Origin of the sequence: Limnospira sp., assembly GCF_051859755.1 — a bacterium.
Classification (GTDB): domain Bacteria; phylum Cyanobacteriota; class Cyanobacteriia; order Cyanobacteriales; family Microcoleaceae; genus Limnospira; species Limnospira fusiformis.
In genome coordinates this window covers 1-22020 of record NZ_JBIMLI010000080.1, presented here as the reverse complement: position 1 = coordinate 22020, position 22020 = coordinate 1, and the positions used below count along the sequence as shown (strand labels likewise).

19 protein-coding genes are annotated in these 22020 nt (G+C 45.5%); 13 read left to right on the top strand and 6 right to left on the bottom strand.

Annotated elements, in window-relative coordinates; translation table 11 throughout:
• Positions 1 to 289 precede the first annotated feature (289 nt).
• Both ACTIE0_RS14635 and ACTIE0_RS14630 read left to right on the top strand, forming a co-directional pair.
• Positions 290 to 1027 (top strand): pirin family protein, encoded by a 738-nt coding sequence (locus ACTIE0_RS14635; RefSeq protein WP_006622439.1) that lies wholly within the window; start codon positions 290 to 292, stop codon positions 1025 to 1027.
• A 6-nt stretch (positions 1028 to 1033) separates the two neighbouring features.
• Positions 1034 to 1618 (top strand): NADPH-dependent FMN reductase, encoded by a 585-nt coding sequence (locus ACTIE0_RS14630; protein WP_006622438.1) that lies wholly within the window; start codon positions 1034 to 1036, stop codon positions 1616 to 1618.
• A gap of 83 nt (positions 1619 to 1701) precedes the next feature.
• Here ACTIE0_RS14630 and ACTIE0_RS14625 read toward each other — a convergent pair whose 3' ends face one another.
• The gene (locus ACTIE0_RS14625; RefSeq protein ID WP_006670042.1) at positions 1702 to 2409 is read right to left on the bottom strand and encodes a methyltransferase domain-containing protein; all 708 of its coding nucleotides are present in this window, start codon (positions 2407 to 2409) and stop codon (positions 1702 to 1704) included.
• A 103-nt stretch (positions 2410 to 2512) separates the two neighbouring features.
• Here ACTIE0_RS14625 and ACTIE0_RS14620 point away from each other — a divergent pair, with 103 nt between their 5' ends.
• From ACTIE0_RS14620 to radC, 4 genes are all read left to right on the top strand, one after another.
• Positions 2513 to 4099 carry a sulfotransferase domain-containing protein gene (locus ACTIE0_RS14620; RefSeq protein ID WP_006670043.1) on the top strand — a complete coding sequence of 529 codons (1587 nt, stop codon included), beginning with the start codon at positions 2513 to 2515 and terminating at the stop codon, positions 4097 to 4099.
• Between the two features lie 18 nt (positions 4100 to 4117).
• Complete coding sequence (locus ACTIE0_RS14615) at positions 4118 to 5380, top strand: glycosyltransferase family 4 protein (protein ID WP_006670044.1); 1263 nt, start codon at positions 4118 to 4120, stop codon at positions 5378 to 5380.
• Positions 5381 to 5878: 498 nt separating this feature from the next.
• The gene (locus ACTIE0_RS14610) at positions 5879 to 8011 is read left to right on the top strand and encodes a calcium-binding protein (RefSeq protein WP_006670045.1); all 2133 of its coding nucleotides are present in this window, start codon (positions 5879 to 5881) and stop codon (positions 8009 to 8011) included.
• Positions 8012 to 8217: 206 nt separating this feature from the next.
• A complete protein-coding gene (gene radC, locus ACTIE0_RS14605) occupies positions 8218 to 8949 on the top strand; it encodes a RadC family protein (RefSeq protein WP_006670046.1) in 732 nt (243 codons plus the stop codon).
• Between the two features lie 4 nt (positions 8950 to 8953).
• On the opposite strand, the gene treY is transcribed toward radC, so the two are convergent.
• The 3 genes from treY to ACTIE0_RS14590 are packed head-to-tail and all read right to left on the bottom strand — an operon-like array spanning position 8954 to position 14694.
• Entirely contained in the window at positions 8954 to 11764 is a 2811-nt protein-coding gene (gene treY / locus ACTIE0_RS14600; protein WP_006670047.1) for a malto-oligosyltrehalose synthase, read from the bottom strand.
• 40 nt (positions 11765 to 11804) lie between these two features.
• Positions 11805 to 13625, bottom strand: coding sequence for a malto-oligosyltrehalose trehalohydrolase (treZ, locus tag ACTIE0_RS14595; protein ID WP_006670048.1), 1821 nt, complete (start codon positions 13623 to 13625; stop codon positions 11805 to 11807).
• A gap of 22 nt (positions 13626 to 13647) precedes the next feature.
• Positions 13648 to 14694 (bottom strand): DMT family transporter, encoded by a 1047-nt coding sequence (locus ACTIE0_RS14590; RefSeq protein ID WP_006670049.1) that lies wholly within the window; start codon positions 14692 to 14694, stop codon positions 13648 to 13650.
• A gap of 364 nt (positions 14695 to 15058) precedes the next feature.
• On the opposite strand from ACTIE0_RS14590, the gene sppA reads away from it, so the two are divergent.
• Both sppA and aroH read left to right on the top strand, forming a co-directional pair.
• Positions 15059 to 15880 carry a signal peptide peptidase SppA gene (sppA, locus tag ACTIE0_RS14585; RefSeq protein WP_006622428.1) on the top strand — a complete coding sequence of 274 codons (822 nt, stop codon included), beginning with the start codon at positions 15059 to 15061 and terminating at the stop codon, positions 15878 to 15880.
• A gap of 92 nt (positions 15881 to 15972) precedes the next feature.
• Positions 15973 to 16359, top strand: coding sequence for a chorismate mutase (gene aroH / locus ACTIE0_RS14580; RefSeq protein WP_006670050.1), 387 nt, complete (start codon positions 15973 to 15975; stop codon positions 16357 to 16359).
• Positions 16360 to 16451: 92 nt separating this feature from the next.
• Here aroH and rsmG read toward each other — a convergent pair whose 3' ends face one another.
• Together rsmG and ACTIE0_RS14570 are read right to left on the bottom strand one after the other, a co-directional pair.
• On the bottom strand, positions 16452 to 17207 hold the full coding sequence (rsmG, locus tag ACTIE0_RS14575) for a 16S rRNA (guanine(527)-N(7))-methyltransferase RsmG (protein WP_006670051.1): 756 nt from the start codon (positions 17205 to 17207) through the stop codon (positions 16452 to 16454).
• Between the two features lie 5 nt (positions 17208 to 17212).
• Positions 17213 to 17881: an ABC transporter ATP-binding protein gene (locus tag ACTIE0_RS14570; RefSeq protein ID WP_006617410.1), complete on the bottom strand. Its 669-nt coding sequence runs from the start codon at positions 17879 to 17881 to the stop codon at positions 17213 to 17215.
• A 137-nt stretch (positions 17882 to 18018) separates the two neighbouring features.
• Here ACTIE0_RS14570 and ACTIE0_RS14565 point away from each other — a divergent pair, with 137 nt between their 5' ends.
• From ACTIE0_RS14565 to psb28, 5 genes are all read left to right on the top strand, one after another.
• A complete protein-coding gene (locus tag ACTIE0_RS14565) occupies positions 18019 to 19017 on the top strand; it encodes a Sll0314/Alr1548 family TPR repeat-containing protein (protein ID WP_006670052.1) in 999 nt (332 codons plus the stop codon).
• Positions 19018 to 19153: 136 nt separating this feature from the next.
• Positions 19154 to 19612 (top strand): DUF3531 family protein, encoded by a 459-nt coding sequence (locus ACTIE0_RS14560; protein ID WP_174447170.1) that lies wholly within the window; start codon positions 19154 to 19156, stop codon positions 19610 to 19612.
• A gap of 33 nt (positions 19613 to 19645) precedes the next feature.
• The gene (locus ACTIE0_RS14555; protein ID WP_006622423.1) at positions 19646 to 20074 is read left to right on the top strand and encodes an NUDIX hydrolase; all 429 of its coding nucleotides are present in this window, start codon (positions 19646 to 19648) and stop codon (positions 20072 to 20074) included.
• A gap of 31 nt (positions 20075 to 20105) precedes the next feature.
• The gene (locus tag ACTIE0_RS14550; protein WP_006670053.1) at positions 20106 to 21380 is read left to right on the top strand and encodes a hypothetical protein; all 1275 of its coding nucleotides are present in this window, start codon (positions 20106 to 20108) and stop codon (positions 21378 to 21380) included.
• 80 nt (positions 21381 to 21460) lie between these two features.
• A complete protein-coding gene (gene psb28 / locus ACTIE0_RS14545) occupies positions 21461 to 21811 on the top strand; it encodes a photosystem II reaction center protein Psb28 (RefSeq protein ID WP_006622421.1) in 351 nt (116 codons plus the stop codon).
• Positions 21812 to 22020: the final 209 nt, after the last annotated feature.

Here is a 22020-nt window from a genome sequence, read left to right as displayed (position 1 = left end):
TACATTGGATACCAGGATATTGGTAAACCCGCCCCACCCACGCCATAAACACTGGGGTCAATTACATTGGATACCAGGATATTGGTAAACCCGCCCCACCCACGCCATAAACACTGGGGTCAATTACATTGGATACCAGCATATTGGTAAACCTGGCCCACCCACCCCATATTATTGATTGCCAATTCTCGATTATTCTCGGATAGTTGATTAAGCAGATAATCGAGTTGTGTATTATGATATCAATAGTTGCCCACAAATCACTATTATCTAAAGCCGGGATAATTTTATGATCGAAATTCGGCCTAGTGGCGATCGCGGCCAAGTAAAGTTAGACTGGCTAGATAGTCGCCATACCTTTTCCTTTGGTCAATATTATGATCCCAATCATATTAGTTTCGCTACCCTGCGAGTAATTAATGAGGACCATATCCAACCCAGAGGCGGATTTAAAACCCACTCCCATCAAGATATGGAAATCATTACCTATGTGTTATCGGGGACCCTAGAACACCAAGATAGCCTCGGTAATGGTTCGGTAATTCGACCGGGAGAAGTGCAACGGATGACTGCAGGAACTGGCATTTATCATAGCGAATTTAATGGGTCGGAAACTCAACCAGTTCACCTGTTGCAAATTTGGATTATTCCTAATGAAAATGGACTCCCCCCTAGCTATGAACAAAAAGCCTTTTCTGAGGCTGAACAGTGGGGTCAACTGCAATTATTGGGTTCTCCTGACGGTCGGAATGGTTCGGTCACTATTCATCAGGATGTGGAACTATATGGGGCTAAATTAACTACCGAAGATGACCAGATAAATTATACCATAAAACCGGGAAGAGTTGCCTGGATTCAAATAGCTAGGGGTTCGGTAGTTTTAGGCGATCGCACTCTCAGTCAGGGAGATGGAGTCGCCATAACTCCCGCCGCCGATGAAACCCATATAATCCGATTAACCGGCACATCAGACCCGGCGGAAATCCTGCTATTTGATTTAGCCGTACCCTCAGATTATACCAACTAGAATATCATGGAAACAACACCCAAAATTTTGGCATTTGCTGGCAGTAAACGCGAGGCTTCTTTGCATAAAAAACTGGTCAAAATTGCTGCCGAAGGAGCCAGACAAGCCGGGGCGGAAGTTACTTTTATCGACTTCCAAGATTTGCCGATGCCCCTGTTTGACCAAGACTTGCAAGACCGGGAAGGATTACCGGAAACGGTGCTGCAATTTAAGCAATTATTAAAAACCCATCACGGCTTTTTAATTGCCTCTCCCGAATACAACAGTTCAATTACTCCTTTACTGAAAAATGCGATTGATTGGGCTTCCCGTTCAGAACCGGGAGAACCCCCTTTAGCCTTAACCTGTTTTCGCGGAAAAGTAGCTGCTTTAATGGCAACTTCTCCGGGTGGTTTAGGAGGTTTAAGGGGCTTGTTTCATGTGCGGTCTATTTTAGAAAGTATTGGTGTCTTAGTAATTCCCGAACAGAAGACTTTACCCAATGGCTATCAGATTTTTGACACCGATGGCAATCTGAAAGATGAACAACAACAGCAAGATGTGTTAAAATTAGGAGAGAGCCTTACTTCCCTACTTAAAAAATTGCTGTAAATATCCCCTTGAAATGGGGGTGCGTCAGAGATGATTTCCGCCTGACTTTATGCTTCAGGTCTGACGCTACCCCGAAGGGATGCCTATCTGGATTTAGTCAAAATGGTAATAAACTCATATGAGTTTTGAAATAAGCGCTGAACCTCTAAGGGAAAATTAAGGTGGTTTTTCAGGGAAACCAAGAAATCCAAAAAGTTCCGAGACTCCCACACATGGAAATGAATGCTAAAATCGCGTTTAATTAACTTTTTGACAATATCCTGAACCTGAGATTTATCAGTTTCTTTAAGCACTAATTCCGCCCATTCTTGATAGTGACTGACCTTAGAATTGTCGGGGCCTTCCTGATAATCTTTCAACAGATGTTCAAAGGAAGTAATAGGCCGATCGCTATCAAAAGAGTAGCGTTTGTCGGGAACCGCCAGATAGAGAATCCCGCCTTTTTTGAGAACCCGGAGTAGATTTTCAATGGTGGTAATCGGGTCTTGACAATGTTCAATAAAATGATTAGCAATGACAAAATCCTGGCTGGCTTCCTCAACAGTTTGGAGATGTTCTCCATTGTCAATAATATCAACCTCCACTAGAGGTTCATCAGCCAACTCAGGATAATGCCGTCTGAGGTCTGCTACCGAGAGGCGATCGACATATTTAATTCTGGCAGTTTCTGGTAAAGCTAGAGGGTGATTAAGCGCCCCCACTTCAATGCCATCTCCATGGAGATACTGATTAGCAAAAAATCTACGATACTGATACAGTAAGGGTTCCGCCTCTATAGTTTCCGTTGACATGGTTTCAATCGCCAAAATACTGTCGGGGACGTGGTGATTGTAGCTGAATTTAGTGTACGATCGCTAGAGAAATTGGCCATTGAGGAAATAGTAAATAGTGGTAATGGAACCCGGAGAGAGTCCTTTGTCTTTGACCCCAGATGAAACTAAAGCGATCGCACCGCCGCCGCACTTTATAATTATCGGAACCCAGAAAGGCGGGACAAATTCTCTGTATCAGTATCTCTGTCAACATCCGCAAATTATCCCCGCAGCCAGCAAAGAAATTCACTATTTCACCCTCAACTACCATCAACCACCCCAGTGGTATCAATCCCAATTTCCCCGCCTACCTCACCCCCAGCAACTAACTGGGGAAGGGTCGCCCTATTATTTATATCATCCCGCAGTTCCCCAGAGACTGCACCAGTATTCTCCCCAGGTGAAACTAATTGTGCTACTGAGGAACCCCGTAGACCGGGCCATTTCTCACTATTACTGGGAAGTGAAGCTAGGCTGTGAACCCCTATCCTTAGAAAAAGCGATCGCAGCGGAAGCCGGGCGGCTGGAAGGGGAACAAGAAAAACTCAGCGCCAACGGAACCTATTACAGTTTCAACCATCAACACTATAGTTACCTTGACCGAGGTATCTATGTCCAACAATTACAAAGATGGATGGCCATATTTCCCAGAGCCCAATTTCTGATTATCCGCAGTGAAGATCTATACACCCACCCCGACACCGTAGTTAACCAAGTATTTAACTTCCTAGACCTTCCCCCTTATCACCAAGGCAACTACAATCGCTACAATGCTGGGAACTATTCCCCAGTTTCCCCGCAGTTGCGCGAACAATTGGAGGCTTACTTCCAACCCTACAATCTCAAACTACGAGAATTTCTAGGCCAAGATTTAGGTTGGGATAGTCACGAGAAGTTAAACCTGTCAACTTTACCCCCCCAGGAGGTTAAACCCAAAACCGTGAGCGATACCATGAAAATAGACTATGAAGGCGCTTGGGATGACTACGCCCAAACGTGGGTAAGTACCAACCCCGACTTTAATCATATCGGTGATGAGTGGATTGGTAAAGCAGCAGGAGCGGCCCAATCACGGGCTGAGTATGAGCAAATTATAGAAAATACATTTATCGCCCCGTATATCCAGAAACAGCATAGAGTGCTAGAAATTGGCATTGGCGGCGGTAAAACAGCAGCCCTACTGCTGAAATATTGCGATCGCCTTACCTGTGCGGATATCTCCCATGAAATGTTAAAAGCTACCCGCGATCGCCTGGGAGAAGACAGAGTAAACTATGTAAAACTAGATGGCATTACCCTAGACCGCATTCCGCCAGCCTCCCTGGATGTATGTTTCTGTTATGACACCATGGTTCACATCGAACCCCGTGATATTTTTAACTATCTAACCCGCATTCCACCCCTACTAAAAGGCGATCGCCTGTGTATATTCCACCACACCAACACCCTCAGTGACCTCGGTTGGCAGAAATTCCTAGTAGATTGGGATCAGAACCTGCTGGGACGTAGACAAGGAACCGCCTTTTCCATAATGACCGACAACCTGATGGCTAAATTTCTCAGCCATATCGGCTACGAAATCTTACACAAAGACACCACCACCGTACCCCGTGACTGCGTTTGGATCTGTCGCGCCCCCGTTTCCCCCACAGTCAGTATCACTTCATAGCCCAACTATTTCTTGATTATGCGAGCATTATTCCTACATCCCAACTTTCCCGCCCAATATCGACATATTATCACCGCCCTGGGTGCAGACCCCAATAATCAAATCATTTTCGGTACCAAATACGAACGCCCAGAATGGAAAATTCCCGGAGTTACTAAAGCCCTATTCACCCCCAACCGGGACAGCGCCCCGGAAACTCACCAATATTTGCGGGGAATAGAAAGTGCTGTAATATATGGTCAAGCCGTCTATCGGATGGCTGAGAAACTCAAATCCATGGGTTTTGTTCCCGATATCGTCTGCGGTCACTCCGGTTGGGGTCCCACCCTCTTCATCAAAGAGGCTTTTCCCGATACCCCTTTACTGTGTTATTTCGAGTGGTTTTATAAGGCTAAAGGTTCCGATGCCGACTTTGACCCCGCCGACCCCCTCACCGTTGATGATATGGCTAGGATTAGAGTCAAAAATTGCCCGATTTTAATTGACCTATACTCCTGTGATTGGGGGATTTCACCCACCTATTGGCAGCGATCGCAATTTCCCTCGGAACTCCAATCGAAAATCTCCGTCATTCATGACGGCGTAGATACCACCTACTTTAAACCCGACCCCAGCGCTAAATTGGTACTACCTAATTTAGACTTGAGTCAAGTTGATGAGATAGTCACCTATGTAGCGCGTGGTATGGAACCTTATAGGGGTTTTCCAGAATTTATCGAAGCCGTGGCGTACATACAGGAAAGACGACCAAACTGCCATGTAGTAGTTGTCGGATCCGAGAGAGTTTGCTACGGTAAATCCTTACCCAATGGCATGAGTTACAAAGACAAAATGCTGGCTCAGATCCCCCTGGATCTATCTAGGATTCACTTTGTCGGTCCCTTGCCCTATGGCCAATACCTGAAAGTGATTCAAGCCTCTGCAGTCCATGTATACTTAACTCGACCCTTTGTATTGTCTTGGTCTATGATAGAAAGCCTTTCCACCGGTTGTCTAGTCATTGGTTCCGACACCCCCCCTATTCGGGAGGTGATTCAAGATGGCTACAACGGCTTACTGGTCGATTTCTTTTCCCCCAAACAAATCGCCGACCGGGTTGATGAGGTATTAGACCACCCCAACCGCATGGCAGATTTGCGAGTCCGAGCCAGGGAAACAGTCCTAGAGCGTTATGATCTGTCCAAATTGTTGTCAAAACAACTGCAACTGATCGAACAAGTCGCTCAAAAATCCCAGCCCACCTCTGGGGAACAGATTTCCTCCCAGCCAGTCATTGCATAGGCGATCAAGGTTTCCCTAACCGGAAACTTTGACCCCAGATTATCTAATTTGGGTGCAGCGAAGTTGGTGGTCAGAAATAACATATAATTCCCATCAAATAGACCTGTGAGCTAGACGAAAAAAGGAGGAGTTCCCGGCCATAAAATCATATCTGAGCGAAATCTTATCACCGTGCTTATAACACCGTTTTCGGCTCAAACTGGCTGAAATCAGGAGTGGGCAGGAACATAGTAGCGATATATTTCGTCCCAACAGCAAAAGTAGCCAAGATAATCTTAATGATTACAAGACAATTCTGGAGAAATTGATCCAAGAACCAACCATAATACACCCAAGCAATCCTAACCACACTACAGACATTGTAGACAGAACAGTGGGGAAGGGACTAGACTTGCTGAGGTAAAAAGGTTAAACTACTGCGGAACAATCTCTGGTGTTTCAGGCAGTGTCTGTAGTCCCAACGGATCAAAAAACATCATTGCGGAGGAGTGAAACAAAATGACATCTGGAAGAGGTCCAACCTTTTTAACTAGCGGACCTGATCAATATAATCAGGACGCACCTTTTGCCCCTAGACCAGACACAATCCTGGGTCTTGGAGGAAACGACACCATTTTCACCTCAACCCTGGGAGGTAGTCTGGTTTATGGAGATAGCCTAGTTGGCAGTGACGTTAGTGGAAATGATGTCCTGGTAGCTCGTGGCCCCGATGATACCCTATTTGGTGGCCCTGGTAATGACTCTCTGTTAGGTCGTGCTGCTGGGGTGGCTTTAGTGGGTGGAGACGGTCGCGATACCATCGTCGCTGAACTACCAGCAACCCTGTATGGAGGAGCCGGAAGAGACTTGCTAGTTGCAGTCGCTGGCGGCAACCTCATGTTTGGGAATCAGGATGAAGACACGATATTAGGTGGTTTGCAGGGTAATGACACCATCTACGGGGGTAAAGGAAATGACCGAATCGGTTTCTACAACGCCTCTGGTCAGAGCAATGTTGGTCTAGCGGTTCCCCCTGCCGTTGGTGGTGCTAACCAAGGTAACAACTGGGTTAACGGCAACATTGGCAATGACACGATTGTTGGGATCAACAGAGGAGATAGTCTCTATGGTGGTCAAGATAACGACTTCATTGTGGGAGTTGGCAGCGGCTCGTACCTTTCTGGGGATCAAGGTAACGACACCCTAGCAGCTGCAAACATCCTCAGAATTCAAGACCCTAGGGCATATGGACAGGTTACTGGTATTGGCCCATCCGCTTTTGATCCTCTGACCCAGAGTGTTGTTACCCCCTTTGATACTGAGCCCTCCCTGATTGGTATCACCCAAGTAACCATGGTGGGTGGTGCTGATGACGATTCAATTAGTGCTGGTAACAATTTAATTATGGGCCCCATCGGCAGATTCGGAGAAGGCCAGAACTCCCTAGTTGGTGGTGCTCGTAACGATACGATTATGAGTTTTGCCGCTGAGGATACCCTATTGGGCGGCGACGGAGATGACTTCCTATCCACTAACCGCTCAAACATACGAACCACCCAGGGTAATAGTTCCCTACCAGGTTTTGCGGGAGGTAGCATCCTAGATGGTGGTAAAGGTAACGATACCTTAGTATCTGCATTTTTGGGTGACTCCCTATTTGGTGGTGAAGGCAATGATAGCCTGGTGGGGCAACTCTTCAGTTTGATGGACGGTGGCAGTGGCAACAACACCCTGGACGGTCGCCAGTGGTTTAACACCAATACTATTCCCCAAGAGATTACCGTTAGCCTGTTTGGTGGGGCTGGTAATGACTTAATTCACGCCGTAGATCCTACCCGTGAGGCTCCTGATGTAGGTGAAGGGGGGTTGCCTGTTGGTGACGATACTATCACTAACGTTATCGCTGGTGGCTCTGGTAACGATACCATTGTATTGGGAACTACCAATGACATCTTGTTATCTGATACTGCCAATATGCTGGGTGATGACAGTATCACTGCAGCTAATCTTCAATTCTTTAGCGAAGGTAATGAGGGCGTAAGCATTACCAACCTTGAGGGTAACAATACCATTGAGGGTAGTAGGGGCAATGACCTGATTGTTACCGGATCAGGTAATGACCTGCTGTTAGGTGGCGATGGCAATGATACTCTCATCGGTGGCGGTGGTGATGATACCCTCGAAGGTGGCTCCGGTAAAAACATCTTATTTGGTGGTGAGGGTAACAACCAGTTCGTCTATCGGTCGCTTGCATCGGTAACACCTGATGATCCTGAATCTGACGTTTTTGCGGATGTAGACTTTATTACCGACTTTAATCAAGGTGGTAATGACCGACTGGTGTTTTTCAGAGACTCTAGCAGAGACCCTAACACTGGTTTAGATGTTCCTGGCTTTGGCTTTGCTCCGCTTCCGGGAGTATCTATCAATCGACTTGGAGACAGCCAGTTTATTGTCTTGGAAACTGGCGTTTATCAGGATTCGGATGCGAACATTAATACCCCAGTGCTAATTTATGAACAAGAGTTTGGTGTGCTGAAGTACGATGAAAACGGCAGTCTGGACGAAGGAGTATTTTTTGTTGCTGTGTTCAATCAGTTCCCGGATGGAACCTTCCCGGTTCTTAGCAACAATGACTTTCTGATTATTTAGTGACATAGGGGTTGAGGAGCGATAGGCGATTGGGGGTGGCGTAAGCTACCAAAAACCAAAAGCGATCGCTTCTATCCCTGAAAAAGGCAAGACCTAAATCAATTCCCCCTATTCGGGGGAATTTTATTTTTATTTCGGAATTAACTGGTCATTTGTGGGCTACAATCGGGGAATGCTTCATCTAACTTACGAGTGTAAATTATGGCATGACCTACAGCCTCAGAGTTGCGGATATCCCTACGAGTGAGAGACCCCGTGAAAGATTAATGGCTTTGGGACCCCAAAGCCTCTCTACGGCAGAATTAATAGCGATTTTGCTGGGAACAGGTCAGGGAAAAGGGAAACTCTCGTCGGTTGGTCTGGGACAATACATATTAAAGGAACTCAGCCAGTATCAGAAAGATCCCCTCTCCGTGATGCCAAATATCAGCGTCACGGAACTTACTAAAATTGACGGAGTAGGTCCGGCTAAGGCTACCACTATCCTAGCTGCGATCGAATTGGGAAAGCGAGTCTTTCTATCTAAACCCCCGGAATTGACGGTCATTGACAGTCCCCTGGTGGCTGCTAATGCTCTCAGCCATAATTTGATGTGGCAGACACAAGAAAGATTTGCTATCTTGTTAATGGATGTGAAAAACCGCCTATTGGGAACTAAGCTGTTGACCATAGGAACGGCTACAGAAACCCTGGCTCATCCCCGTGACATTTTCCGGGAGGTACTCAAACACAATGCCACCCGTCTGATTATTGCTCATAATCACCCTTCAGGAAATGTTGAACCTAGTTATCAAGATCTTGAGTTGACCCGCCTACTTCTGGAAGGGGGTCAATTATTGTCTTTACCTATCCTGGACCACCTGATTTTGGGGAATGGTAATTATGGGAGTATTCGCCAAAAGACAAAGTTATGGGAAGAATACCCCCAAGGAGACTAGGGAATTATTTGTCGGAAATGGGGACTGATTCATTAATCAGTAAACCGACGGGGAAATACTGGAGAATTTGACTTACGAGAATGTTGGGACTGGCGGCTATGTCATGATTGACGATCGCTTCATGCCAATTAGACCCACTACCTTCTGGAACAATTATAGCCGTATCTCCCCAAATATCACCTAGGGGAAATTGGGGGGGTTCTATAACATCGGTCAAAAACCTCGGTACAATGGCGATCGCTGTCTGTTTACCATGACTGCGCCCTAAAGCTATAATGCGATCGCTATATTTACCAGTTACGGCTACAGGTTGATAGTCTCCCTGTTGGAATACCTCCAGATATTCCTGTCTGGCTTGTAAAACCCGCGCAATTAAAAACAACTTTAAACGACCATCTTCCCAAGTCGCCATTAAATCATCAATTAAATTCTCCATTCCCGTGCGCGATCGTCGCTTAATTTCCTGGAGATAGGACAGGCGACCATCAAAATCGACGGGACGACGGTTGTCTGGATCAACTAAACTTAAATCCCATAATTCTGTCCCCTGATAAATATCGGGTAGTCCAGGACTGATTAACTTGAGTAGAGTCTGAGACAGGGAATTAAACACGCCATAAAAAGCGACTTTTTCTTGGAAGGGTCGGAACTCCTGCCAAAATTTATTATCCTCCGAGAAATCCAGGATTTGCTCGACAAAATTCACAAAGCCATTTTCATAATCAGTATCTGGTCGTAACCAAGCCGTATGTACTTTAGCTTCCCGGACTGCTTTAACGACATAATCTTTAATCCGTTGGATATACTCAGGATATTCTTCTTCTAGGAAGGGGAAAGAACCGACCAAAGTCTGATAGAGGAAATATTCATCATTGCGATCGGGAATTATCTTGCTATCAATTTTGGTTTTATGAACAAGGTTCAACTGTGACCAAACCTTCACCCTTTCTTCCCACTGATCAGGTATTTCTGAAATGACATTTAAACGCGATCGGACATCTTCCCCTCGCTTGGTGTCATGGGTAGCCGTCGCATTCATGGCATGGGGCCAACTGTCCAGACGTTGCTGATTAAACTGGTGGAATTCTTCCAGAGAAATACCGAAATGATTAGGCGCACCTCCCACCTCATTTAACGCCAAAAATCGGTAATAAACATAAAACAGAGTATCTTCAATTCCCTTAGCCGTTAACGGACCGGAAAACTGCTGCAATTTCATCACAAAACGCAGCCACAACTGTTGATTTTCCTCACTCAAAAACTCATCATAATCAAGAAACAGGAACTTTTCCATCAAATTAAGCTCATTCAAAAGTTCCGGCAATTTCCCCTTAGCTTCCCGAATCGCCTGTTGCACATAGGCGCGGTCATCGTCTCCCACACCTTCCTGATTAATATAAGTCCGATAGACCGGAAACCTGACCAAAAACTCCATAATCGCAGTTTTTAGACCTACTAAAGTGAAATCTCGTCCGTAGCGATAATCACCACAAACCCGCTTGAGTAACTGTGCCAAATTATCAGCATCTCCCGCCAAATTCTTATCAGCAATTAGCCGTTTTTTCGCGACCAATAAATCATTATAATCTCTGGCAAGTCCGGTCATTTGGGCATAGATTTGATTAAACCTTTCCTGATTTTTACTCTGGCAAAATAAGCCATTGACATAATTCAAAAACTCATAACCACTGGTTCCCTGAATCGGCCAGTTAGCGGGTAATTTTTCCTCTAATTCCAGGATTTTTTCAACGACAATATAAATCTCTCCGGTTTTTTCCCGCAGCCAGCGCAGATATTGAACTGGGTTATAAAGTCCATCAATATGGTCAATTCTTAATCCGGTAAATTTACCGGACTTGACAAACTCACCAATTAAATCATGGGTGCGTTGAAAAACCTTATAATCTTCGACCCTAACACAAATCAATTCATTAACGGTAAAAAAGCGGCGATAGTTTAATTCTTCTGCGCCGACCTTCCAAAATGACAGGCGGAAAAATTGATCAGATAACAGGTTATCCAAGAGATTAAAAGTCTCCCTTTTCCCGGTATCCCCATTAAAGAAATCAAGATTTTCGTCAATGAATTTCTGAATCTCTGGATTATCTTGATAAATTTCCCACAGCAGTTTTTTGACAAATTCCGCCTGGTCTCGTCGCTGCTGGCTAGAGGTTTCGGAGGGAATATTTTTGAGGATATACAGAACCCCCAACAATTTAATTACATCAGGGTGACGGTTTCCTAGGGTTTGGGAAAGGGTGTTAATTTTATAGCTGATGAGGGTAGCATAGGATTCAATTCTGAGGGGGAATTTGAGATGGTAATAATTGACACTTAACCCGGATTCATTATAGGAAAGTTTCAACTCTCCGTTTTCTAAACAGTTGCCATAAAAGTCTCCTAATAATGGCGCTAGGACTCGTCCTTTGATGTTCTCATAAGCTTGATCCCAATCAATTTCAAAATAATCAAAATATTCGGAATCTGGCCCATGTTCTAACACATCCATCAATAGCTTATTTTCGCTATCATAAGCCATGTGGTTAGGGACGATATCTTGAACCCATCCCATGTCGCGTTTTTGGATTTCTTCGATTAACTCATCAAAGGTTTCTGGGGAACCTAATTCGGGGTTAATTTGGTTGGGGTCAACGACATCATAACCATGGGTACTACCACTTCTGGCTTTAAAAATTGGGGAAGCATAGATATCGGAAATGCCTAATTCTTGCAGGTAAGGGACAATTTTTTGGGCATCTTCAAAATCAAAATTAGGGTTAAATTGGATTCTGTAGGTAGCAACAGGAATACGCATAATTTATGTCGAGGGAAGTAGTAGTTGACTGAATGGATGTTTAACAGTTGTAGAGGATACAACTTTCGGGGTTTAGGGTAATTTCCTGGGAATTGTTAATGGTATCAGGAAGATGAGAACCTGGACCCATCCATATAGAATCAGAGGAATCTAACTTTTTGCGCCAAGTTTGACCAGAATTTTGGAAATGGTAGGTGACTGGTTGTGTATTAAAGTTCAATATACACAAAATTTGAGAGTTATCAGTCCACCGATGGGAAGATATTAGTTTTTGGGATTCGTCGCTGGTGACTTTTTGGCTTTGGCGATCGCCTTTTTTAATAGCGGGAATCTCATGGCGTAGGCTAATCAGTTTTTGATAGAAACCTAAGAGGGTTTTATGGTGTCCCTGGCTGCGTTTTTCCCAATGGAGAATAGATTGCTTAAAGGTCTCAATACTTTGGGCATCTGGGGGTTCTCCGACGGCGTGAAACTCCTCAAATTCCGATTTTCTCCCCTGGCGAACTGCCTCAATTAAATCGGGGTCACTGTGACTGATAAAATACAGAAATGGGGCGGTTTCTCCGTACTCTTCGCCCATAAATAACATAGGAATATAGGGAGATAACAATACCGTGGCGGCGGCTAATTTTAGGGCTTCCAAGGATGCCAGTTGAGACAACCTTTCTCCTAACATCCGGTTGCCAATTTGGTCATGATTTTGACAGCATACCACAAATTGAGAGGGAGGGCGCGAGCCTGCATAACTACCATGATAGCGATCGCGATTAGGGGAATAATCCCAGGAGTAGACAAAACTCTCGGATAGGGCTTTAGCCAAATCGGCACATTTGCCAAAATCCTTATAATACCCGGTCAAATCTCCGGTAATTAAGGTTCTCAAAGCATGGTGAAAATCATCACTCCATTGGGCATCAATCCCATAACCTCCCAGGTTTTTGGGGTTAATAATTCTCACGTCATTTAAATCACTTTCAGCGATTAGGTAAAACTGGCGACCCTGTGCCTCAGATAGTGCGGCTACCCGGTCGGACATTTCCTCTAAAATATGTTTAGCGCCAAAGTCATAAATAGCATGAATTGCATCTAATCGCAGCGCGTCAATATGATAATCGCGGAACCAATAGAGAACATTCTCTAAGACGAAATTCCGCACCCCCGGACTACCCGCATCATCATAGTTAATGGCACTTCCCCAGGGTGTTTGATATTTAGAAGTAAAATAATGTCCGAAATCACGGGTATAATTCCCCTCCGGTCCGAAGTGGTTATATACCACATCCAAAACCACAGCCATTCCCTGTTTATGACAGGCATTAACGAGAGCTTTTAATCCTTCTGGTCCCCCATAGGAAGTCTGAACACCGTAGGGATAAACGCCATCATAACCCCAGTTCCGACTACCAGGAAACTGGGAAACCGGCATTAATTCAATGGCGGTAATTCCTAACTCTAATAATTCGGGAATGCGGGAAATAACAGCTTGAAAAGTACCCTCTGGGGTAAAAGTGCCAACGTGCAATTCATAGATAATTAAATCAGCCAGCGGGACTCCTGACCAGTTGCTATCTTCCCAATGAAAGCCATGATGATCAACTACCTGAGAGGGTCCGTGTACATCTTCTGGTTGCGACTGAGAGGCGGGGTCAGGTCGAATGGTATCGCCATCAAGTTGATAACGATAGCGAGTCCCTGGTGGTACATCAGAAACGGTCACCCGCCAGTATCCCTGAGAATCCTTAGTCATGGGAACTAGCCGAGGTGATGGTGTCTCGATTTGCAGATTGACAGTTTCTCGAAGGGGGGACCAGACGACAAATTCACAGCGATCGCCTCCTAGATAGTTGGCACCTACTTTCATAGTCTTAGCTCGCAGTTCAGGTTTACAATTTAGGTTCGGACTCCGGGATTTTTACGGGTAGGGATACCTCCATAGGTTGAGTAGTTTCTGAGGGGATAGACTCAGCAGCAGAGTGACCAAATTTGAACTTATCAGCCAAGATATCTCTCTGATTGACCAGATAGATACTGACCAAGGTTAATCCCACCCCCATTGACTGTAAAGGAGTGAGTACCTCTCCCAAAAACAGATTACCAAATAGCAGGGCAAAAATAGGGGTTAGGAAAGTGAGGGAACTGAGGCTAGTTAGGGAACCACTAGAAGCGAAATAAAAGAATAAGCCATAAGCGATCGCACTACCAAAAATAGTCGAATAAGCGATCGCCATCCAACCGCCGCCATCAATATTAACCCATTGGTCAGCTTCCCAGCCACCGGACAACATAAATAGAGGCAAACCGCCAATAATCATGTGCCAACCCGTCCCCACCACCGGGTCACAGTGGCGACACACTCCCCGGACTAAAACCGTCCCCACCGCCATTGACAAAGCGGCCAATAGCATCAACCATTCCCCACTTTCTAATATTGGCGAGGTGACCATTTGTTCTGCTGGTAGTAAGTTAAACCACCCCAAAATCAACTGATCCGGTAAACCGATGGCACTAATACCAATCACCCCAATGACCAACCCTAACCATCCCCAAAAGCGGATGCTTTCATTAAACAGCCACAGACAGAGAATGGCTACCGCCAGAGGTTGGGTGTCAATCATCACCGAACCCAAACCCGCATTAGTTCTCACCAGTCCCTCAGCCAGGAATCCTTGAAATAAAGCGCCATCGACCAAAGCAAATAAGCCAATCCATAACCAGGCTTTCCAGGTTTTAGGTTGAGGTCTTCCTTGGATTAAGCAAAATAACAGAACCAACACCCCCGCCGGAACCAATCTCATCCCCGCCATAAATAGGGGTGTAGTGTGGGGAATTACCCCTTTCATGGCTACCATTGCCGTACCCCACAGGAAAAATGGCGCGATCAGCAATAATGGTTTCAAGGGTAAATCCGTGTTGGTCTGCTTTGTTAGCATTGGCAAGTTTTCTCCCAGGAATCTTTGAAGTTTGCACTCACCCGATTTCGTTGGGGGTGAGTTGTGCTATTTATAGCAGTAGACACAAGATGAAACCTAGATGGTGGCCTTTTGATGTCCGGTGTTCCCGATTCCCTGTCCGCTGCTATATGTAGTTTTGTTAAGTTACTGTTTCTATGATAGGGGTTAACTGCCAAAAAGTCTACTTTAGCTGAGAACATCGGCTAAGACAGCCCCCCGTGGGATTATACTTAAATAAGGTGGCTGTACTCCTCGATATATACGAGGTGTTTAGCTTTAGCCCATTTTAGCTGTTTGCTGGTCTCGGCGATACCCGTCCCATTTGATTAAGCCCCAAAAGTTCATGATTTGGCCATTTAAGTCTCGTTTTCGTAAACAAATTGCTCGCATCGAAATTAGTGGTGCTATTGCTGGTGATACCCGCAAGCGGGTTTTAGAGGCACTGAAAACCGTTGAAGAACGGAAATTTCCCGCGCTACTGCTGAGGATTGATAGTCCTGGCGGCACAGTTGGCGACTCCCAGGAAATTTATAGCGCCCTTAAATCTTTAAGAAAAAAAGTCAAAATTGTGGCTAGTTTTGGTAATATTTCTGCCTCTGGTGGTGTTTATATTGGCATGGGGGCTGAACATATTATGGCTAATCCTGGCACTATTACAGGCAGTATTGGTGTAATTTTGCGGGGAAATAACTTAGAAAGACTACTGGAAAAAGTTGGCGTTTCTTTTAAGGTCATAAAATCAGGACCTTATAAGGATATTTTAGCTTTTGACCGGGAATTAACGGAACCAGAACAGCAAATTCTTCAAGAATTGATTGATACGAGTTATCAACAGTTTGTCAGCACTGTGGCTGAGTCTCGAAATTTGGAAATTGAGGCGGTGCGATCTTTTGCTGATGGGCGCATTTTTACGGGAGAACAAGCCCTACAGTTGGGGGTGATCGATCGCTTGGGGAGTGAAGAAGATGCGCGTCGATGGACAGCGGAAATGGTCAATCTTGACCCGGATAAAACTGAATGCTGTACCCTGGAAAAGCCGAAATCTTTATTAAATCGGGTTCTCAGTAATAATCTGGCGGCGACTAACAGGATCTCGGATGCCCGAAATTGGGTAGAATTTGAGTTGTCTACCAGTGGTTTACCCCTGTGGCTGTATCGACCTTAAACATTCCCACGCAGGGGGTTAAGCAATCACAGGCGAGGTGGTGTTTGACCACCCGTTAACCTATACTACTAAGCATCATAGGAGGATTTGGCGTGGAGTGGCAAGTTCGAGCGATTCGTGGCGCGACGACAGTTAGGGAAAATTCCATTGACGCAATTCGCGAAGCGGTGACGGAACTACTGGATGAATTGGAAACTCGCAACCAGTTAGATCCAGAACAGATTATCAGTACGACTTTTTCTGTGACTCGCGATTTGGATGCGATTTTTCCGGCGGCGATCGCCAGAGAACGTCCCCACTGGCAAAATGTTCCTCTGTTGGATGTCCAGCAAATGTATGTCAAGGGTAGCCTAGAACGCTGTATTCGCGTACTCGTTCATGTCAATTTTCCCAGCCACAAAACTCAAGTACATCATCCCTATTTACGAGGTGCAAAAAACCTCCGCCCTGACTGGAGTTTAACATCCTTAAATCATTGATCAAATCATGCCCCAGCCAGGGGAAATGGTGCGTCAGTTGTTGATCACCGGGTTGTCATGGCGATTTCCTGGCTTTGACGCACCCTACCATCCTACGAGTTGGAGGATAGAGACCCTAGGGGTTTTTGGGTGGGAATACCAACAGGACGGGGAAAGCGATCGGGTGTGGGTTTAATTTTCCGTAAATAGACGCAGTGGCGGACACTTTCGGTTACAGGAGTGACAAAGGATTCCACGGAGTCTAGTTTACCGCCCAAGGGAGCGATCGCATTTTGTAGCTCCTGCTGTTCTGGGGGGGTCCATTGACCGCGATATAGTACCGCCACGCCGCCAATTTTGAGTAGGGGTAAACTATATTCAGCCGCCACGGTAGCAGCAGCGACAGCGCGTAAGACGACCAGATCATAACTTTGGCGATGGTCGGACTGTTGAGCGATCGCTTCTACCCGTCCCAAATAGGGGATAGCATTTTCCAGACCCAGACGAGGGATGAGAGTTTGTAAAAAAGCAATTTTCTTACCGGTACTATCAAGCAATGTAACTTCGGCTGTGGGAATAGCGATCGCGATCGGAACACCAGGAAAACCCGCGCCAGTACCAATATCAATCACCCGCAAAGGCAATTTATCCCCGGACAACCAGGGTACGACCCCCCGCAAAGAATCCCATAAATGCTTTTCCCAAAACCCCACCGGATCAGTAATGCGGGTTAAATTAAGCCGTTGATTACCCGCCAAAATCTGCTCATAGAGTACATTAAACATTTCCAGTTGGCGATCGCTAGGTATCCAACCCAGAGTTTCCCAACCTTCCGACTGAATTTCCCCCAAACCCAATTCCTCCAACACTATCGTTACACCACAGCCGGATCAACATTTTTCAGCAAAGTCTGCGGATCAGCAGGTTGCAAATTGCCATGATCAAGTCGCCAACAACAATCTGCAATTTCCAACAGATCCCCCGCATCATGGGTAACAACCAATAAAGTCCAGTGAGATTTTAACTTGTCCAGCAAAGCCACCAACTGCCGCCGCATTGACCAATCTAAACCCGCTGTCGGCTCATCTAACATCAATAAATGAGGTTGTCTGATTAATTGTACCGCTAAGGCTAACCGTCGCTGCTGTCCGCCACTGAGGGAATGGGGAGCCTTTTCTAAAGATAGACTCTCTAACCCCACTTCCCCCAAAGCATTTTGCATCATATCGAGTCTGATTTCTGGGTGTCCCAGTCGCAACTCTTCCAAAATCGAACCACCGCAGAAATGTCGCTCCGGGAACTGAAACACTAAACCCGCGAGTTGTGGTAGTTGTTCAGAAGTTAACTCCTGTTCACGCCAGCGAATATCCCCTTTCGTTTTTTGAGCCAGACCCGCTAAAATTTCTAGTAATGTACTTTTACCAGAACCGCTACGGCCCACAATCAAGCCTAACTGTTGCGGAGGCAGTTCTAAATTAATATTATTCAGAATGGGAGCATTGCAGGCGGCCGGATGATAAAGCAAATTTCTGATATATAGCATTTGGAGGAATTCTAAATGTTACTCAAACCTATCAATCCTGGCACCAACTAGGTGCAGATGATAGCATGACTCGATTAACCTAGGGGCTGAATTTTGGCAAAACTCCAGCCCATTAGCATTTTCAAGGAAAGATCCCTATGATTAGCTTATCAAATCTTATAAAATCCATTCACCCCAAAACTATCACCCTGTTTGGTATTACCCCTATTGCGATCGCTCTGTTATCTTTAACTGCTACTGCGGCTGACCCCTTCCGCACTAATAATCCTAGGGTTATGGGTGAACAAACCGAAGCCGCCTTTCGGGCTATGTTTGAGCGAGGACACTATGTTGAGGCGCAAAAGTACCTCAAACAGGCTGAACAGCTTGGTACTAACGAACCAATGGTTTTTGCTCTCCAAGCCTCTCTAGCTTATCAGGCTCAAGACTGGGATGCTATGAAACGCTACGCCGACCGAACTCTGCAAACTGCTCAATCTCTTATGGTTTCTGACCCTCTACGGGGAAATCTCTATATGGCGGTGGGTCATTTTTTACAGGGTGCTTATATTGTCCAAACTCAAGGAACTATTAAGGGGGCTCCCCAGGCTTTAAATAAGCTGCAAACTGTGCTACGATTGATGAATGCCGCCGAACAAATTGATCCTCAAGACCCAGAGCTAAATTTGCTCAAGGGATATATGGATTTATTTCTCGGTTTAAATTTGCCTTTTTCTGACCCCATGGCTGCTGTAGAGCGCCTGGAACGTTACGCAGGTCCTCGTTATCTCGCCCTTTGGGGAATTGCGATCGCCTATCGCGATCTTGACCAATTAGACCGGGCTTTAACTATTGTTAACCAAGCCTTAGAAGAAGTGCCTTTTCATCCAGAATTGTTCTATCTCAAGGCTCAGATTCTCGCCTCTCTCGGTAGGCAGAAAAATGACCCTCAGCTATTGAATGCTGCTTACCAGAGCTTTAGTGTAGCATTATCACAACCTGATCAACTTCCTAGGCTGACTGTCGCTCAGATTTTTTATGAGCAGTGCAAAACACTTAATAATATTGACAGCTTAGACCGCCCTTGTCATCCCCTACGCAATACCATCAGAGATTATAATAGTTTATGGGGACCTACTCAGTTACCGCCTTTATAACAGCCTGATCAACCCCCCCCCACTAAATCTATCTGCCTTTCCCCATAAGTCGCGGTTATTTTAGGTAATATCATGGCAGACTGGGGGTAAATATGCCTTAATCATGACCAAAAATAGAGAGGTTTCATCTGGTATCATGGATGTAAAGTTTAGAGAGTTTAATCAATTTGATGTCTGGATTTGGTTAAGGTTTAGCACCATTCCTTCCATGATAGAAAGACAGTATATTGAGGAGGTTTTTAATTCCTGGTTTTTGTTGGGAAAATTGGGGGGATTTAATGCCGAAAAATTGCAGGTGCAAGAAGTGGGGGTTGACCTCAATTATATGACTTATGAGAATGACAGAAATCATGATGCTATGATGGCACTCATGCACAATATGGGGGAAGTAGAATATGAGGGATTGTGGGCGCGTTGTTGGTTTGATTTGGGAACCAGTGATGCTTTGGCTTTGGATGTTTTGATTAATTCTTTGGAACAACTCAGCGAAGATTATGTCACGATAGAAGAGTTAATTATTGGGGGACAAAATCAAGATTGGCCGGTCTCAACGAATCGCCATGATCCTGATTTTGCTAACGATGGTATCTCTTGAATGCTGCCGATAAAATCTAATTAACTCAGAATCATGGCTAAACCGAAAATTAGGGTAATTGCATTAGGATTAATTGAGGATAACGATCGCATTTTGGTGTCTCAGGGATACGACCAGGAAAAACAAATAACCTTTTATCGTGCTTTAGGAGGAGGTGTAGATTTTGGCGAACATAGTCGAGATGCACTCCGACGAGAATTTCTCGAAGAACTCAACGCGGAAATTACTGATATAGAATACCTAGATTGCCTGGAAAGCATTTTCGTTTATAATGGTAGTCAGGGACATGAAATTATCCAACTGTATCGATGTAAATTTGCTGATCGCCAATTTTACCAACAGGAACAAATCCCATTTAAGGAAGGCGATCGCCAAAAATTAGCCCTCTGGGTTCCCGTGGAGAGATTTAAGTCAGGAGAAGCTCAACTTGTTCCTGAAGGCTTTATCAAATTCCTGGGATAGTCCTGTCCTTATACTCAATCGGTGATCAATCATGTCACATCAACAACACCATCAACATCAACATCAACATCAACATCACGACCACAACCATGATGTTGAAAAACAAGTTAACCCGATTATTGCCAAACTCAAGGCGATCGCCCAGCCGAGGGTGTGGGGACCCATTGGTGTGATTTCCCTAGTGAGTATATTTGTATGGGAAGTTTCAGAAAATCCCGAACTCTATCGGATTGACTGGGAACCGGAAACCTCCGAAAGCGGACTATCTCCGGAAGAATTGGCGATCGCTGCCGAAATTGACAGTTCAGGCTTACTACTCGAAGAGTTACGCCGAAACAACCCGGAGGATGTTAGCCTATTTAACAATCCTATCCAAGGCGGAGAAGACGTATTCGAGGAAGTTCGCCGCCGTAACTCTCGGTCCGATCAAAATACCCAAACCCAGAGTTCCCGAAATTTGCGATCGAGTGAAGCAACAACCACCCTACCTGAACCATTCCCCGAAACCACAGCCACCAGTCCCTTTAATGCTACCAGCCAGGCTCTGCAAAATGCCCAAAATACCCAAAATAATAGACCTGCATCCTTTGGTTTATTAGGGTGGGGAACCCCAGCTAACCAGGAGGACAATCAAGAAACCCTAACTAACTCCCCCTTAGCACCCACCCCACTACAGGCGGCGATGGGTCAGTCTTTCTCATCATCAACAAGTGAATCCGAAGGCGAAACCCAAACCCAAACTCAAGGGATGTTCAACCCTCTGATAGTCACTGGAAGCAGCAATAGTCAGGTGGCTACCCCATCATCGACAAATGGGGATAATAACACCGCCTCTGGTATTCCTCTACCCGCATACGCACCCCCAGTTCAAATTCCCGAAGCCAGTTGGGTGGTTCCCAGAACCGTAGCCCCCATTGATGGAACTAATGCAGCCACTGTTGATGTAGCGCCTAACCCATATCAAACTAACCGTTCCCTACCTCAGCCCTTATCTGGAACCCAGCCAGGTGGTTTACCACCAGCACCCGTGCTACCTCCCAACCGCGCTAACCCCCACGGACAATATAACTACACCGGAACTAATCCTTTTGGGCGCAATCAGCAGCCTCAGACGGACAATTCTGGTGGTTTTCCCAACTTTCAGCCCGCCACCCCCAATCCCAATAACTATGTGGTCGGTCCCACCAATTTAAACCCAAATAATCAAAATCAAGTGATCCAGCAACAGGCTCCCTTTACTTCTCCTCGCAGCACTCCCGGTCGCGTGATTGGCGGTGGTAGAATCAACAGTTTCTCTAACCCCTAGAAGTTAAGTTTTATGAGGTTTTGAGTGTTTCTACTTAATTCCGAGTTAAACTTTGGCTAAACTCTATGGAGCAATAGGTTGTGTCTACATCTATCCAGTTTATCGATGGACTTGACGAGGAACTGGGTGGGGTTAGCCTCCGCAAACGCCGAGACAGCAACACCAAGATTGTCGTTTTAGTCTTTAAACAACTCAAGGCGATCGAAAAACTCAGGGCTTATCGCAAACAAATTAGCCATTTATGGCTCCGGGATGAAGAAGGAGAAATCCGCGTAAGTCCCACAGGTGTTAAGTTCTTCTATGTGGGAGATGATGAACTCTCGAAAGCAGAATGTACTTTTGAGGTTGATTCTGAGGATATTTTTGGGCGGGTGATGAGATTTTTGCATCGCTATGCTGATGACCATGGCTTTGAGTATAGTGCCAATTGATTCTTGATACTCCCCGCCCTTTCCGAGGACGGGGCTTGCATATCACAAAATTGGGTTTTTGTCAATAGGGGGGAAAATGGCGCTGCGATTTTCTCGGAAAACTCGTGCATCGGGAATTTTCAATTTTGCTGAGATACAGCTTGTTCACCAGTCGCTTAATACATTGCCCTCACCCTAAATCCCTCTCCCAGAAAGGGAGAGGGACTTTG